This is a genomic window from Pseudonocardia sp. ICBG1034, from assembly GCF_020131375.1.
Classification (GTDB): domain Bacteria; phylum Actinomycetota; class Actinomycetes; order Mycobacteriales; family Pseudonocardiaceae; genus Pseudonocardia; species Pseudonocardia alni.
This window is the reverse complement of the sequence record NZ_JAHLEK010000023.1, coordinates 313,457-327,194: the sequence shown is the minus strand read 5'-3', so window position 1 is coordinate 327,194 and position 13,738 is coordinate 313,457. Positions and strand designations below refer to the sequence as shown.

The 13,738-nt window shown below is 74.4% G+C and carries 19 protein-coding genes and 1 tRNA gene; 11 read left to right on the top strand and 9 right to left on the bottom strand.

Annotation, left to right across the window (positions count from 1 at the left end):
- Positions 1 to 13 precede the first annotated feature (13 nt).
- Together KPF22_RS25815 and KPF22_RS25805 are read left to right on the top strand one after the other, a co-directional pair.
- A tRNA-Leu gene (locus tag KPF22_RS25815) sits at positions 14 to 87 on the top strand.
- A 687-nt stretch (positions 88 to 774) separates the two neighbouring features.
- Positions 775 to 1,074 carry a DUF1905 domain-containing protein gene (locus tag KPF22_RS25805; protein ID WP_208818803.1) on the top strand — a complete coding sequence of 100 codons (300 nt, stop codon included), beginning with the start codon at positions 775 to 777 and terminating at the stop codon, positions 1,072 to 1,074.
- Between the two features lie 223 nt (positions 1,075 to 1,297).
- On the opposite strand, the gene KPF22_RS25800 is transcribed toward KPF22_RS25805, so the two are convergent.
- Positions 1,298 to 2,641, bottom strand: coding sequence for a PP2C family protein-serine/threonine phosphatase (locus KPF22_RS25800; RefSeq protein ID WP_208818804.1), 1,344 nt, complete (start codon positions 2,639 to 2,641; stop codon positions 1,298 to 1,300).
- Positions 2,642 to 3,034: 393 nt separating this feature from the next.
- Here KPF22_RS25800 and KPF22_RS25795 point away from each other — a divergent pair, with 393 nt between their 5' ends.
- Positions 3,035 to 3,673 (top strand): dihydrofolate reductase family protein, encoded by a 639-nt coding sequence (locus KPF22_RS25795; protein ID WP_224403522.1) that lies wholly within the window; start codon positions 3,035 to 3,037, stop codon positions 3,671 to 3,673.
- Positions 3,674 to 3,678: 5 nt separating this feature from the next.
- A complete protein-coding gene (locus KPF22_RS25790; RefSeq protein ID WP_208818806.1) occupies positions 3,679 to 4,233 on the top strand; it encodes a dihydrofolate reductase family protein in 555 nt (184 codons plus the stop codon).
- Between the two features lie 287 nt (positions 4,234 to 4,520).
- Here the strand turns inward: KPF22_RS25790 and KPF22_RS25785 are convergent, their stop codons facing one another.
- The 3 genes from KPF22_RS25785 to KPF22_RS25775 form a co-directional block, all read right to left on the bottom strand.
- Complete coding sequence (locus KPF22_RS25785; protein ID WP_224403521.1) at positions 4,521 to 5,054, bottom strand: putative immunity protein; 534 nt, start codon at positions 5,052 to 5,054, stop codon at positions 4,521 to 4,523.
- Positions 5,055 to 5,292: 238 nt separating this feature from the next.
- Positions 5,293 to 5,787 carry a hypothetical protein gene (locus tag KPF22_RS25780; RefSeq protein WP_224403520.1) on the bottom strand — a complete coding sequence of 165 codons (495 nt, stop codon included), beginning with the start codon at positions 5,785 to 5,787 and terminating at the stop codon, positions 5,293 to 5,295.
- An 8-nt stretch (positions 5,788 to 5,795) separates the two neighbouring features.
- Positions 5,796 to 6,395, bottom strand: coding sequence for a TetR family transcriptional regulator (locus tag KPF22_RS25775; RefSeq protein ID WP_224403519.1), 600 nt, complete (start codon positions 6,393 to 6,395; stop codon positions 5,796 to 5,798).
- An 85-nt stretch (positions 6,396 to 6,480) separates the two neighbouring features.
- On the opposite strand from KPF22_RS25775, the gene KPF22_RS25770 reads away from it, so the two are divergent.
- Entirely contained in the window at positions 6,481 to 6,684 is a 204-nt protein-coding gene (locus tag KPF22_RS25770; RefSeq protein ID WP_224403518.1) for a hypothetical protein, read from the top strand.
- Between the two features lie 5 nt (positions 6,685 to 6,689).
- On the opposite strand, the gene KPF22_RS25765 is transcribed toward KPF22_RS25770, so the two are convergent.
- Positions 6,690 to 7,043: a VOC family protein gene (locus tag KPF22_RS25765; protein ID WP_224403517.1), complete on the bottom strand. Its 354-nt coding sequence runs from the start codon at positions 7,041 to 7,043 to the stop codon at positions 6,690 to 6,692.
- A 29-nt stretch (positions 7,044 to 7,072) separates the two neighbouring features.
- On the opposite strand from KPF22_RS25765, the gene KPF22_RS25760 reads away from it, so the two are divergent.
- Positions 7,073 to 7,429: a GrpB family protein gene (locus tag KPF22_RS25760; RefSeq protein ID WP_224403516.1), complete on the top strand. Its 357-nt coding sequence runs from the start codon at positions 7,073 to 7,075 to the stop codon at positions 7,427 to 7,429.
- A 9-nt stretch (positions 7,430 to 7,438) separates the two neighbouring features.
- On the opposite strand, the gene prcB is transcribed toward KPF22_RS25760, so the two are convergent.
- Positions 7,439 to 8,230 (bottom strand): proteasome subunit beta, encoded by a 792-nt coding sequence (gene prcB / locus KPF22_RS25755; RefSeq protein ID WP_224403515.1) that lies wholly within the window; start codon positions 8,228 to 8,230, stop codon positions 7,439 to 7,441.
- Positions 8,231 to 8,332: 102 nt separating this feature from the next.
- Here prcB and KPF22_RS25750 point away from each other — a divergent pair, with 102 nt between their 5' ends.
- Positions 8,333 to 9,382 carry a nitronate monooxygenase family protein gene (locus KPF22_RS25750; RefSeq protein WP_224403514.1) on the top strand — a complete coding sequence of 350 codons (1,050 nt, stop codon included), beginning with the start codon at positions 8,333 to 8,335 and terminating at the stop codon, positions 9,380 to 9,382.
- Between the two features lie 7 nt (positions 9,383 to 9,389).
- Here KPF22_RS25750 and KPF22_RS25745 read toward each other — a convergent pair whose 3' ends face one another.
- On the bottom strand, positions 9,390 to 9,593 hold the full coding sequence (locus tag KPF22_RS25745) for a DUF397 domain-containing protein (protein ID WP_373324078.1): 204 nt from the start codon (positions 9,591 to 9,593) through the stop codon (positions 9,390 to 9,392).
- A 215-nt stretch (positions 9,594 to 9,808) separates the two neighbouring features.
- Between KPF22_RS25745 and KPF22_RS25740 the strand changes: the two genes are divergently transcribed.
- Positions 9,809 to 10,105 (top strand): hypothetical protein, encoded by a 297-nt coding sequence (locus KPF22_RS25740; RefSeq protein ID WP_224403513.1) that lies wholly within the window; start codon positions 9,809 to 9,811, stop codon positions 10,103 to 10,105.
- Between the two features lie 26 nt (positions 10,106 to 10,131).
- Here the strand turns inward: KPF22_RS25740 and KPF22_RS25735 are convergent, their stop codons facing one another.
- Entirely contained in the window at positions 10,132 to 10,356 is a 225-nt protein-coding gene (locus tag KPF22_RS25735) for a hypothetical protein (RefSeq protein WP_062400338.1), read from the bottom strand.
- A gap of 188 nt (positions 10,357 to 10,544) precedes the next feature.
- Here KPF22_RS25735 and KPF22_RS25730 point away from each other — a divergent pair, with 188 nt between their 5' ends.
- The 3 genes from KPF22_RS25730 to KPF22_RS25720 all read left to right on the top strand — a co-directional run bounded on the left by KPF22_RS25730 (position 10,545) and on the right by KPF22_RS25720 (position 12,401).
- A complete protein-coding gene (locus KPF22_RS25730) occupies positions 10,545 to 10,838 on the top strand; it encodes a hypothetical protein (RefSeq protein WP_224403512.1) in 294 nt (97 codons plus the stop codon).
- Positions 10,839 to 10,994: 156 nt separating this feature from the next.
- Positions 10,995 to 11,810 (top strand): Bax inhibitor-1/YccA family protein, encoded by an 816-nt coding sequence (locus KPF22_RS25725; RefSeq protein ID WP_224403511.1) that lies wholly within the window; start codon positions 10,995 to 10,997, stop codon positions 11,808 to 11,810.
- Positions 11,811 to 11,957: 147 nt separating this feature from the next.
- Positions 11,958 to 12,401 (top strand): hypothetical protein, encoded by a 444-nt coding sequence (locus KPF22_RS25720; protein ID WP_208818816.1) that lies wholly within the window; start codon positions 11,958 to 11,960, stop codon positions 12,399 to 12,401.
- A 64-nt stretch (positions 12,402 to 12,465) separates the two neighbouring features.
- Here the strand turns inward: KPF22_RS25720 and KPF22_RS25715 are convergent, their stop codons facing one another.
- Positions 12,466 to 13,686 carry an acetyl-CoA C-acetyltransferase gene (locus KPF22_RS25715; protein WP_224403510.1) on the bottom strand — a complete coding sequence of 407 codons (1,221 nt, stop codon included), beginning with the start codon at positions 13,684 to 13,686 and terminating at the stop codon, positions 12,466 to 12,468.
- Positions 13,687 to 13,738 lie beyond the last annotated feature (52 nt).

The following is a 13,738-nucleotide window of genomic DNA, read 5'->3' as shown; positions in this document are numbered from 1 at the left end:
ACGCTGTCGCGGCGCCCCCGTAGCCCAACGGCAGAGGCAGGCCCCTTAAAAGGGTCACCGGTGTGGGTTCGACTCCCACCGGGGGCACCCGTTCCGACCGCGAATCTACGCCCCTGACCAGCGTTTTCGCCCGTCGAGGCCAGGAGGCGACTGTCCGGCTGTGACCGGCGGGAACCGGTGCCCCCCGGGTGGCTGTGTCGACCACGTGTCGACGTTCCGGCCACGGCCGGGCTCCCCGAGGGCCTCGGCGATGCGCTGGCGGGCCGCGTCCTCCTGGCCGCACACACACGTGGCGTAGATCTGCAGCGGGACGGCGACGCGGTGCCCGGCCCACTCGGCGACCTGCGTCGACGGCGCCGCCCGCGTCGAGCCGTGCCCTGCCCGCACCGCTCCGCCGAACACCGCCGCCAGGACCAGCGGTGGGCGGGAGTGTGTCCGACAGGTCGGAGGTGTCGCTCCACCGCTCTCCCGGTGACGCAGGCCGGCGCCTTCCCGACGCCCGGGCGGAAGTGTCACCGACCTGGACGACAACTCGGCACGACGGAGAGCGAGGAATCTGTTCCAGGCCGACCTGGCGGCGCCGGGAATCCGATGGCGGATCTGAGCCGGCGAGCCGGTCGGCCCGGCGGACCGACCGTCCGCGGCGCCGGCCGCAGGGGTGGTGCCTGCGGTGTCGCCACGGCTTCGCCGTCGATGATTCCCCGGCCCCGTGCCGGTCTCCCTCGTTGTCCAGGTCGGCAGACCCGTGGACGGCCGTCCGACAAGGAGAACCCGATGAGCGATCCCGTCGCCCCCCACGCCCTCGACCACACGTTCACCGCCACGCTCGAGAAGAGCGACGCACCGGGCGGGTGGGTCTACCTGCGCACCGACTGGTCGGCCGAGTTCTTCGGCACCCGCGGGCCGGTCAAGGTCCGGGGTACGATCGACGGCCACCCGTTCCGGAGTTCCTTCATGGCGCTCGGCGACGGGACGCACAAGCTGCCCGTGACCGCTGCGGTGCGGACGACGATCGGCAAGCAGACCGGGGACACCGTCACCGTCCATCTCGTCGAGCGCCTGGGCCGTCACTGATCTCCGTCCTCGCCACCGTCGGTGCCGTGGTGGCGGCGTTCGTGCCCAGCAGCGTCTCCGACGCCGTACCCGGTTCCCGGCCGGCGCGCCTCTGCCCGGCCCTGCCGCGCGGCGGGCGCGACCGTGGTCGTGGAGCTGGTCCGCGACCTCGTTCTCGCCGTCGTTCTCGGCGTGCTCGTCGCGATCGGCCACCGAGCGCCCGGCAGGGTCACGGGCTCCACCCTCATCCGGGCGGATCCGCGTGGAAGTGCACGGCGAAGGCGACGACGTCGTCGTGGGTGTTCTCGGGCAGCGACTCCATCGCCGCGGTGACGACGGCCTCCGGTCCGTCGTCGCGGACACCGTCGAGGAGCGTGACCAGAGCCCGGGTCGTCTCGTCGATGTCGGAACCGGGTCGCTCGACCAGTCCGTCGCTGTAGAGGAACAGCGTCGATCCCGGTTCCACGACCAGCTCGTGGTCGGTGCGCGGGAGCCCGTCGGTGATCGCGAAACCGAACAGGGCGTCGTGTTCGGCCAGGAGCTCGGTCCGGCCGTCGGGCCGCAGCAGGAGGGGGGCGGGGTGCCCCGCGTTGGTCCAGCGCACCACCCACGGGGCACCCGGCGGGCGGTGCATGTGGGCCACCACCGCGGTGCCCGCGGCGCCCGGGCCGATCCCCCGGTTGGCGGCTTCGAAGGCGCCGAAGACCGCCGTCGGAGGCCCCGCCGAGTGGTCCCACGCCGCTTGGCGCAGCATCCACCGGACCTGCCCCATGAGCGTGACCGCAGGGAGGTCGTGCCCGATCACATCACCGACCGAGACGGCCACCGCCTGACCGTCCCGGTCGCGGGCACCGCGAAGCGCGACCGCGTCGTACCAGTCGCCCCCCACGTTCAGGCGCGAGTCCGCGGGCCGGTAGCGGGCTGCCATCGACAACCCGTCGATGGTGGGCAGGACGGTCAGCATGGCCGCCTGCAGCTCGCGGACGACCTGTTGCTGCCACTGCTCGACCAGGTCGCGGCGCCCGGCCTCGATACCGGCGTCGTACCGGGCCAGCCGCAGCCGGAGCTCGGCCGAACAGGAGCGGGCGATGTCGTGCAGCGTGGCGAGGTCGTCGTCGGACCAGTCGCGCGGTCGCCCGTCGATCGCGCACAGCGAGCCGAGGACCCTGCCCCGTTCGTCGGTCAGGGGGACACCCGCATAGGCGACGACGCCGAGATCCGGGATCGCGAGGTTGTCCCACACGAGCGGATGCGCGCGGGCGTCGCGGATCACCAGCGGCTGCGCCGACGCGACGACGTGCTGGCAGAACGAATGCGTCAGCGGCGTCGCCCGCTCGGCGGCAGCAGGCTCCGGCAGGCCGACCATCCCCGGGAAGACCTGTCGGTCGACCTGGACCAGCGACACCAGCGCCGTCGGCACACCGAGCGCGCGGCGCACCCAGTCCGCGATGCGGTCCATCTCGGGGTCGGCCGCCGGACCGAGCCCGGTCCTGGCCAGTGCCAGCAGCCGCGCCCGGTCGCACACGGCCCGCTCGGCGTCCGGGTACCCGCCAGCCTGGGTCAGCCCGCCGACGACCGCCTCGCCCACAACCGCCTCCTGGCCCACGTGGTCGGCCGGTCCACGACCCGGCGGACCGACCCCCGCCCGCGAGATCGGTGCGGGGCCCTCCGATGGCACAGCGTAGGACGGCCGGATCCGTCACGCGCACGGTCTCCCGCTCCAGCCGCGACGACCGGTCCGGCGTCGACGGGGTGAGCAGCTCGTCGAGGACGCGGCGCTGCTCGGCCGGACCGGCCACGACGGTGTCCACGATGCGCTCCCTTCCGGGCGTCGGCCCGCGCCGGACCGCGCCCGGCCTCGACGACGAGCCGGTCCCGGACGACGCCGGCCGGCAGCCGGACCCAGCGTCGACCGATGAGTTCCGCCGCCCCCTGCGGTCCACCGTCGTGACGCGGTCCGCGTGTTCACCGAGGAGGCCCCATGCCCCGCACCCGGGTGCACAACCTGTTCGTCTCGCTCGACGGCTACGCCGCCGGCGACCACGTGGCCCTCGACGCCCCGATCGGCGACGCCGGACGGCTCTTCGCCGGGTTCGACGGGCGGTTCATCCACGGGATCGGCGGGGTGGACGCCCCCGTCACCCTGGACCGCGCCCTGACCAGCACGTGGGCCCAGGGCATCGGGGCCGAGATCATGGGGCGGCGCAAGTTCGGCCCGCAGACCGGCCCCTGGACCGACGACGGCTGGCAGGGCTGGTGGGACGACGAGCCCCCGTTCCACACCCCGGTGTTCGTCATGACCCACCACCCGCGGCCGCCGATCGAGTTCGCGAACGGGACGAGCTTCCACTTCGTCGACGGGTCGGCGCAGGAGGTGCTGACGGTCGCGCAGGAGGCCGCGGGCGACCTCGACGTGCGACTCGGTGGGGGACCCTCGACGATCCGGCAGTTCCTCGACGCCGACCTCGTCGACATCATGCACGTGGTGATCCTGCCGATCGTGCTGGGGCGTGGGGTGTCCCCGTGGGAGGGACTGACCGGCGTCGAGGACCGGTTCACGGTCGAGTCGGTCGCCTCGCCGAGTGGGCGCATCCACCAGTTCTGGAACCGGAAGGTCTGACACCCGTGGGTTTCCTCAGCTACTCCATGAGCATGTCCCTCGACGGCTTCGTCGAGGACCCCGCCGGCAGCATCGCCTTCGGCGACCCCGACGAGGAGGTGCACCGCCTGTCCAACGACCAGACCCGGGCGACGTCGGTGTTCCTGTTCGGCCGCAACCTCTACGACGTCATGGAGGACTTCTGGACCGCCCCCGAGCGGGCCGACGGCCACCCGGTGGAGGCGGAGTTCGCGCAGCTCTACACCGCGATCCCGCGGGTGGTGTTCTCCGACTCGCTGACCTCCGTCGCGCCCGGGTGCCGTCTCGTCCGCCGCGCCGACGCCCTGGAGGAGGTGGCCCGGCTGAAGGAGGAGACCGACGGCGAGCTGGCCGTGGGCGGGCCCGGGCTGGCCGCGTCGCTGCTGGACCTGATCGACGAGTTCCGCCCGCGGGTGGTGCCGGTCGTCCTCGGCGGCGGGAAGCGGTACCTGCCGCTCGGCGCGGACCTGCGGCTGCGGCTGGTGGAGCAGCGCGTGTTCGACGGCGGGACCGTGCACCTGCGTTACCAGCGGGTCCGCTGACCGGAGCATTGCGTGGTACGCCGACCTGCGCCGCCGCGCCGCCGCCGTCGCCCCGGACCGCACACCGGGACCGTCGACGGCGCCGGGCACCTCGTGTCCGTCGGGCGGCCGGAGGTGTTCGCCGAAGGCCGCACCCGCCGGGGGCGCCCGCGGCGCGGGGGCGTCAGGCGTCGCCGACCGAGGAGATGGCATAGCGCCGCACGTCCGCGCCCAGGATCCGGGCCGCGGTGTCCCCGTCCGGCCCGGAGCCGCGGAACGCGGGCGGAGACCGCAGCGCTGCCCCCGACTCATCGGTCGCGCAGCGCGTCGTCCAGTGCGGTGGTCAGCGCGGCGACGCGGCTGCGGCCGGCCGCCGCGCGCGGGTAGCGGCACAGGACGTCGACCAGCTCCGGTGTCGCGCGCCGCCGGGCACGGTCGAGCTGCGCGTCGCCGCTGCGGGGCGCGTCGCCGTCGGCCAGCTCGACGGCGTGCGCGGCGTGCGCGGCCGCGCGCAGGATGTGCCCGACCTGGGCGGCCTTCGCCAGTGGGTGCAGGTAGGCGGACGCGGCGGCGTCGGCGGCGGCCAGCGCGGCGTGCCTGCCGGCCGGGGTGTGGGCGTCCTTCGCCGCCCGCGCCGCGTCGACGGCGGTCACCCGCTGCAGCCGCGACCGCTCGGCGCCGTCGGCGAAGGCCCACGCCGCGGCGAGCGCCGCGCGGGGGCGGCCGTCGCCGGGCGCGTCGAACAGGGGGAGGGCCTCGGCGGCGCACTCCGCGGCGAACCGGGTCACGACCCGCAGGTCGGCCATGGTGAGGGTGACGTCCCCCGGTCCGATCCGTGCCATCGCAGCACCTTCCCGTACCGCGCGCACCTCCGCCGGGACGGGCTCGTGCCGACGACGGTGGAACCGGGCTGCGCATGACCGGCCGCCACCACGAGATCCACCTCGGCGACCCCGCCGGACGGCCCCGGAGAAGCTGCGCACGTCCTGCGCCGGCCCGTCACCGACGCGTGATCACCGGTCGTGGAGCGGCGCGTGCGCGAGGCGGTCGTCGCGCTCCACGACCGGTGATCACGGGCGCTCAGGCCGGGCGGTACCGGTAGCGCGCCAGGTAGAGGCAGTACCCGGCGATCCCGGCGACCAGCAGTGCCAGCACCACCCAGAGCGGTCCGACCGGCAGCCGCGGCGGATCGGTGCGGGTGGCGTACACCGCCGTCACCGGGACCACGGTGAGCAGGAACAGGGTCGCGCCGAAGGTCCGGCCCATGTCCTCGGCGAGCATGCGGCGCAGCCGCCCGATCCGCTGCGGCGCCGTCCAGTAGTCGCGGTGCGGCACCGACACCCGCGCCAGCGAACCGGTCGCGACCAGGCGGTAGAGCCCGGCGCCGATCCCGGCGACGAGCAGCCCGAACAGCGTGCCGAGCGTCAGGAACCAGGCGCGGCTGCCGAACGCGGTCGGCGCGCCCGTGGGGTCGAAGTGCAGCGGCACCCCGTCCTCGGGGAGCTCACCGGCCGCCCACACCAGGGCGAACGCGTAGAACACCGAACCGGCGAGGAGCGGGAACCAGGGGCGCACCGCCCGGATCATTCCGGGTCGCCGGCCGGTCCGCGCGCCGTGGCGGGGGCGAGCCGGTCGAGCATCGCGGTCAGGGTCCGCCGGGCGCGGTCGACGGGGGCGCCGTGCAGCGCGACCTCCGCGCTGAGCCCCCCGGTCAGGGCGAGCAGGGCGTGCGCGTCGGTGTCGGGGTCGGCCGATCCGGCGTCGGCGACGACCCGGACGGCGAGGGCGCGGATCTCGTCGTCGCCGTCGGTGAGGATCGCCCGCGCGCGCTCGTCGACCTCGCGGGTGGCGAAGGCGGCATGGATGCGCAGCGCGTCGCGGGTCCGCGGGTGCTCGCCGAGCAGCTCGTCGAGGATCGTCGCGAGGACGGTCCGGTCGCCGCCGCCCACAGCCCGGGCCCTGGCCTCGATGCGCTCCTCCATCTGCCGGTGCGACCGGTCCAGGGCGTGCAGCAGCAGTGCGTCCTTGCTGGCGAAGTAGTGCTGGACGCGGCCCATCGAGATGCCGGCCTCGGCCGCGACCGAGCGCAGCGAGACCGCCTCGGTGCCCGACCGTGCGACGAGCGCGAGCACGGCGTCGGCGATCTCGGAGCGTCGGGTGTCGTGGTCGACGGAGCGGGGCACGACGCCACCGTAGCAATGCGGTCGCATTGACAACTCGCGCCGCACCCTGTTGCAATGCGAGTGCATTGCAATCTGGGGAGGGCATGTGAAGGCACAGAACGTCGCCGGGTTCCTCGGGGTGGTCCTCGGCGTGATCCCGCTGCTGCAGTACCTGGTCACCGGCCGGATCGGCCTGTGGTCCTTCGTGGTCGGCGACGCGCCGCCGCTGCCGTGGGCCTACCCCGCGGTCCTGCTCGTGGTCACCGCGGTCGTGGTCGTGGTGGCCGACCGGCGGGAGAAGGCGGGCTGACCCGGTCAGTCCTGCCGCGGCGAGCCGTAGCGCAGCAGGTTGTTGTCCGGGTCGTGGTGCGCGCCCTCGCGCAGCCCGTAGGAGGTGTCGACCGGCGCCACCTCGCGCCCGCCGGGCACGGCGGACCAGCGGGTGTGGAGCGCGTCCGCGTCGTCGACGTGCAGGTAGGCGCAACCCGCGGTGCGGGCCGGGTCGTGATCGGGCAGCACCGAGACGTGCAGCTCGACGCCGCCGAGGACGGCGAAGCCGTAACCGTCGTCGTAGCGCTCGACGGTGAACCCGAGCGCCCGGTAGTGGTCCAGCCACCGGTCGAGATCGGTGGTGGCGAAGACCGGGGCGACCGAGCGCAGCGTGGACACCGAGGCAGTCTGCCCGCATGCTCGCCGCCGTGGCCAGACGCCACGACGAGCTGGACCGGGCACTCGCGCACGGGATGCGTCCGGTCGTCGTCGAGCTCGCCGAGCCCGACCCGGCCTGGCCCGCCGCCTTCGACGCGGCGGCGGCCCGGCTGCGTGCGGCGCTGGGGGAGCGGGCCCACCGGATCGAGCACATCGGATCCACCGCGGTGCCGGGGCTCGCGGCGAAGCCGGTGATCGACGTCGTCGTGGCGCTCGACGATCCCGACGACGAGGCGGCCTACCTGTCCGACCTGCTCGCCGACGGCTACGACCTGCGGGTCCGCGAGCCCGGGCACCGCCGCCTGCGCGGCGCCGTCGGCCGGGCCGGCGGCCCGCCCCGGCCCTGACCCGCCGGATCAGCCGCCGGGACGCTCCGCCCGCTCGGCGAGCATCCGCTCGGTCGCCGCCCGGACCTCGTCGACGCCGATCTCCTCGACGCCGTCGGCGGTCACCGTGATCAGGTTCGGGAAGATCGCCCGGGTGAGGTCGGGGCCCGCGGTGGCGGTGTCGTCGTCGGCGGCGTCCCACAGCGCGTTGACCGCGAGCGCGATCGCGCCGGCACGGTCGACGCCCGGATCGTGCCGCTTCTTCAGCGACGCCTCGGCGAACTGCGAGCCGGACCCGATGCCGACGTAGCCGGACCGGGCGCGCTTGATGCTGCCGGTCGGGTCGTAGGTGACGATGCGGACCGGGTCGGGGTCGGTCGGGTCGTAGCCGACGAACAGCGGGAGCGCGACGAAGCCCTGCATCGCCGCGCCCAGGTTCTCCCGCACGATGCTCGACAGCCTGCGGACCTTGCCGTCCTGGCTGATCGGCGCGCCCTCGACCTTCTCGTACTGCTCCACCTCGGCCGCGAACATCTTCAGCATCTGCAGCGCGTGCCCGACCGACCCGGCGAACCCGGCGGCGGAGGTGTCGTCGATGCCGACGACCTTCACCAGGTCCTTCTGGGCGATGAGGTTGCCGGAGGTGGCGCGCCGGTCACCGGCGAGCAGCACGCCGTCGGCCCAGGTCAGGGCGACGATCGTGGTGCCGTGCGGGACGTCCAGGTCGGCGGGGACCCGCTGGGCGGGGTCGCGCGGGAGGTGCGAGGGCAGCAGCTCCGGGGCGTGGGCACGCAGCTGCTCGAGGAACGAGGGTCCGGTCATGAGGGGGAGCGGGCTCCTTCGCACTGCGGGACGGGGACGGGGCCGATCCTTCCCGTCCGCGGCGCCCCGGTCCACCCGCGGTGCAATGGCACACTCGGGGCGGTGAGCGCACGGAGCCGGGCCGAGTCCTTCTGCACACGCCACGGGCTGCGGGTGCCCGTCCTGGAGGCCCCGATGGCCGGGGCCTGCCCACCGGAGCTGGCGGCCGCGGTGGCAGCGGCGGGCGGCATGGGTGCCGCGGGCGTCGTGAACGACACCCCGGAGGCGATCGCCGACTGGGCCGCCCGCTTCCGCGCGCTCGCCGGGACCGCGCCGTTCCAGCTCAACCTGTGGATCCCCGACCCGCCCGCCGACGACGACGTGGGCCTGCAGACCGCCTACCTCGACACCCTGGGCGGCACACCCGCACCGGCCGGCGGCCCCGGACCGTCGTTCTCCGACCAGCTCGCCGCCGTCCTGGCCGCCCGGCCCGCGGTCGTCTCGACGATCATGGGCCTGTTCACGGCCGAGCAGGCCGCCGCGGTGCACGGTGCGGGCTGCGCCTGGTTCGCGACGGTCACGACCCGCGCCGAGGCCCTCGCGGCGGAACGGGCGGGGGCGGACGCCGTCGTCGTGCAGGGCATGGAGGCCGGCGGGCACCGCGGGACCACCGACCCCGCCGACGCCGAGGCCGTCTCGGTCGGGCTGCTCGCGCTCGTCCCGTGGGTGGCCGACGCCGTCGGTGTCCCGGTGGTCGCCGCCGGCGCGATCGGCGACGGCCGGGCCCTTGCCGCCGCGCTCACCCTCGGCGCGAGCGCGGTGCAGGTGGGGACGGCGCTGCTGCGCAGCCCCGAGGCCGGGATCGACGACGGCTGGTCCGCCCGGCTCGACGGCCTCGACCCCACCGGCACGACGACCACCCGGGCCTACACCGGCCGGCTGGCCCGCGGCATCGCCACCGACTACGTCCGCGCCTGGACCGTGCCGGGCGCCCCGGCCCCGGCGCCCTACCCCCATCAGCGACGCCTGGTGGCCCGCTACCGCGCGGGCGAGCCGGGCGCGGTCGACCGGGTCAACCACTGGGCCGGGCAGGCCGCCGGACGTGCGACGACCGACCCGGCGGCCGAGGTCGTCACCCGGCTGTGGCGCGAGGCGGACCCCCTGCTGCCGTGAGCCCGGCTCAGTCGCGGAAGGGGTCGACCATGTCGTCGAACTCGCCCTTCTTGGCGCCGTCGACGAACGCGGAGATCTCGGCCGGGGTGTAGACGAGCACCGGGCCCTCGGGGTCGCGGGCGTTGCGGACCGCGACCTGGCCGTCGTCCAGGACGGCGAACTCCACGTTCTGCCCGTCGGCGGTCCCGCCGGCCGGGCGGCGCCACGTCACGGGGCCGAGATCCGCTGCGCGCGTGCCGTTCGGGTGGGACATGGGGACCTCCGGATGTGTCCGCTGCGTCCGTTTGACTGCGGAGAGTGTCGAAAGACTGTGCAAGCGATCTTGCATCCGCACGTGTCATCCGTGACGATGGAACCACCGACACGCTGAGGGGGCCCGTGAATGCGCCGGTCGACGCACGGATCTGCCGTCGGGTGGATGTCGTCGTGACCGCCGGACGGACGAACGAGGCCGGCGGACCCGATGTCCTCACGGTGACGTCCGTTCTCGACGGCCGTGCACACAAGGTGACCGACTCGGAACTCTGCGCACCGCACTCGATGCGGACCGGCCGGTACGCGGCCCTGTGCGGCCACCTGGTGTCCCCGGCCCCGCTGATCGACGTCGCCGGGACCCCGTGCGGCCGCTGCGTGCAGCTCGACCCGACGCCACCGGCGGAGGAGACGTCGCGGCGTCCCGCCCGCCGGCGCGGCTGGGGCCTGCGCCGGGTCCTGCCGGCCTGAGTCGTCCGGTACCGGAGCGGGACCCGTCAGCGGGCGAGCCGCTCCGGGTCGGTCTGCTCGTGGCGGCGCAGCGGTCCCCGGGTGCGCCGCTCCAGGTAGCGGCGGCCCGAGCGGGTCAGCTTGCTGAGGGTGTTGGGGCCGCGGCGGCGCTCGACGGCGTCGCCGATCTTGCCCAGGAGCCAGGCCAGCAGCGGTGCACCGACCGCCAGGAGCAGCCATACGCGCAGGTGCCGGGAGAGCAGGGCCCACATGTCCGGACCGTCCTTTCACTGGGGGCGACGGAGGTGTCGTCGCCGGAGGCGCCGACAGTAGTGCGGCCCGCCCGGCCGCGCCCGCTGCGAGGTGACGGCCCGTGACCGACCCGCCACGGGATCGTTGTACGAGAGGGTGGGTCCGGCTGCCCCCGGCCGGGCGCCCGCTTCTGCGAGGAGGTACGCCCGTGTTCGTCCCGGGTTCCGGCAGCGTGGTGGTCGTCGCCGTCGCGCTGCTCGTCGTCGTCGCCGCCCTGGTCAGTCCCGCGGGTCGCCGTGCCGCGGTGGCCGCGCTCGGCTCGGTCGGACGCTGGCCCGCACTGATCCGCGCCGAGATGCGCGGTGACGCGCCGCTGTCCGACGGGCGTGCCGACGCCGCCGACGACCGTCGCTTCGACACCACGCCCGAGATGCCGGCGGTGCGTGCCGAACCGCTGCCGCCGACGTCGACGTTCCCGCAGGTGAGACACCCGGGGCGGTGATCGTCGCCCGTTGTGGGAGACGGGGCTGACGCCGGACGCCCCGGACGCGGTAAATTTTCTTTTACCAGCGGGAACCCCCGGCGCTCCCTCGGCGTTGCACACGTGTGAGGGCCTGCCAGAGGTGGGCCCCGCACACGTCCGTCGAGGAGGATCCAGGTGCGCTCCACGAGCAACCCGGCGTTCCGCAACCTGCCCACACAGCAGCAGGGCGGCTACGCCACGTTCGACCGCTCGGGTGGCGGCATGATGGGCGGGGGCGCCGCCATGGCCGGCTCCCAGTCGTCCTACGTCGACCCGACCCAGGCCACCCAGGACACGGGCCGGCCGATCACGGTCGACGACGTCGTCCAGAAGACCGCCATCAGCGGCGGACTCGCGCTCGTCGCGGGCTTCCTGACCGCCATGTCGGGGCTCTACATCCTGGCGCTGCCCGCGTTCGTCGTCGGGCTCGTCGTCTCCCTGATCGTCATCTTCAAGCAGAAGCCCAGCGCCCCGCTGACGCTGACCTACTCGATCGCGATGGGTGTCGCCCTCGGCGGCATCACCGGGCCGATCAACCAGCTCTACCCGGGCATCGCCTTCCAGGCGCTCATCGGCACCGCCGGTGTGTTCTTCGGGATGCTGGTCGTCTACAAGACCGGTGCCGTCCGGGTCACCCCGCGGTTCACCAAGTGGATGATGGGCGCGCTGATCGGCGTCGTCGTCCTCATGCTGGCGAACCTGGTCGCGAGCTTCTTCATGGAGGGCGGCTTCGGCCTCCGTGACGGCGGCCCGCTGGCCATCCTGTTCTCGGTCGTCGTGATCGGTGTGGCGGCGTTCAGCCTGCTGCTCGACTTCGACGCCGCGGACAACGCGGTCAAGGCCGGCGTCCCGGCGAAGTACTCCTGGTACATCGCGTTCGGTCTGATGACCACGCTGGTCTGGCTCTACATCGAGATCCTGCGCCTGCTGAGCTACCTGCGCCAGGACTGACCGGTCACCCACGACCCGGCCCGTGAGGGCCGGGTGCGGTCGGAATCGCCCCCTCCGGTCGCGCGCGCCGCGGACACCCCCGGGTGTCCGCGGCGTCGTCGTGTCCGGGGGTGGCCGGGCGGGACCGGGGGTCGTAGCGTCGGTGTCGTGCCCGGGAACGACCCGGTCGTCACCGGGATCGCCATCCTCCTGGGGATCGCGTTCGGGCCCGCGGTGCTGGTGGGGCTGCTGGTGCGCCTGCCCCGCCTGGTGCGCTGGGTCGCCGCGCGGCACCGCCGCCCGGCTCCGCCGCGTCCGATCGGGCCGCCGCTGGAACGGCTCGTCGCCGACCTGCGCCGCCTGGACCGGCTGCGCCGCGGGCCGCAGCCGGCCACCCGGGTCCGGCGCCTGGCGCTGCTGGCCGCATACGACGACGTCCTGCTCGACGTCTGCCGGGCCGTGGGCGTCGAGGACCCGCCGCTGCGCGCCCACGTCGAGGCGGGCGGGACCCAGGGCGCGCTCGACGCCGACCGTGAGCTCGCCCGGCTGCGGACCGAGGCCGAGATCGAGGCCACCGGCGTGCGCATCGACCCGCCCGGCCACGCCGCCTGACCCCGTGACGCCGACGGGCCGGCCCGCGCGAGGCGGACCGGCCCGTTCGTGGGACGCCGTGGGGTCAGGCGAGGTTCTCGATCACCAGCGCCATACCCTGGCCGCCGCCGACGCACATCGTCTCGAGCCCGTAGCGGCCGCCGGTGCTGCGCAGGCCGTTCATCAGGGTCGTCGTGATGCGGGCGCCGGTCATGCCGAACGGGTGGCCCAGCGCGATCGCGCCGCCGTGCACGTTCAGCTTGGCCTCGTCGATGCCCAGGTCGCGGGCGCTGGGCAGCACCTGCGCGGCGAAGGCCTCGTTGATCTCGACCAGGTCGATGTCGTCGATGGTGAGCCCGGCGCGGCGCAGCGCCTGCTGGGAGGCCTCGACCGGGCCGTAGCCCATGATCTCCGGCGACAGCCCGGTCACACCGGTCGAGACGACCCGGGCCAGCGGCGTGACGCCGAGCTGCTCGGCCTTCGTGTCGGACATGATCACCAGGGCGGCGGCGCCGTCGTTGAGCGGGCACGCGTTGCCGGCGGTGATCCGGCCGTCCGGGCGGAAGACCGGCTTGAGCTGCGAGATCTTGTCGTAGGTGGTGCCGGGGCGGGGGCCGTCGTCGGTGTCGACGACCGTGCCGTCGGGCAGCGTCACCGGGGTGATCTCACGCGCGAAGAAGCCGTCGGCGATGGCCTTCTCCGCACGGTTCTGCGACTGCACCGCGAAGCGGTCCATGTCCTCGCGGGACACGTCCTTGTACCGCGCCAGGTTCTCCGCGGTCTGCCCCATGGAGATGTAGGCGTCCGGCAGGAGACTCTGGTCGCGCGGGTCGGTCCAGCTCTCGGCGCCCTTCTCCGCGGTCTCGGCGGTGCGGGCCTCGGCGTCGGCGAACAGCGGGTTGTGCGTGTCCGGCCAGGAGTCCGACGTGCCGCGGGAGAAGCGGGAGACGGTCTCGACACCGGCGGAGACGAACACGTCGCCCTCGCCGGCCTTGATCGCGTGCAGCGCCATCCGGGTGGTCTGCAGCGACGACGAGCAGTACCGGGTGATGGTGGTGCCGGGCAGCGAGTCGTGGCCGAGTTGGATCGCGACGATCCGGGCCAGGTTGTTGCCCTGCTCCCCACCGGGCAGGCCGCAGCCGAGCATCAGGTCGTCGATCTCGGCCGGGTCCAGCTGCGGGACCCGGCCCAGGGCGGCGCGGACCATCTGCACGGTCAGGTCGTCCGGGCGCATCCCGGCCAGGGAGCCCTTGTTGGCGCGGCCGATCGGGGACCGGGCCGCGGCGACGATCACGGCTTCGGGCATGGGACGTCCTCCTCCATCGCAGGTACCTCTCGATCAGACCCTACTCGTCGGT

Coding starts and splice junctions, on each gene's coding strand:
- KPF22_RS25805 (WP_208818803.1), top strand. CDS start 775: ATGAGCGATCCCGTCGCCCCCCACGCCCTCGACCACACGTTCACCGCC.
- KPF22_RS25715 (WP_224403510.1), bottom strand. CDS start 13,686: ATGCCCGAAGCCGTGATCGTCGCCGCGGCCCGGTCCCCGATCGGCCGC.
- KPF22_RS25735 (WP_062400338.1), bottom strand. CDS start 10,356: ATGTGGGCCCTGCTCTCCCGGCACCTGCGCGTATGGCTGCTCCTGGCG.
- KPF22_RS25795 (WP_224403522.1), top strand. CDS start 3,035: ATGCCCCGCACCCGGGTGCACAACCTGTTCGTCTCGCTCGACGGCTAC.
- prcB (WP_224403515.1), bottom strand. CDS start 8,230: ATGACCGGACCCTCGTTCCTCGAGCAGCTGCGTGCCCACGCCCCGGAG.
- KPF22_RS25785 (WP_224403521.1), bottom strand. CDS start 5,054: ATGGCACGGATCGGACCGGGGGACGTCACCCTCACCATGGCCGACCTG.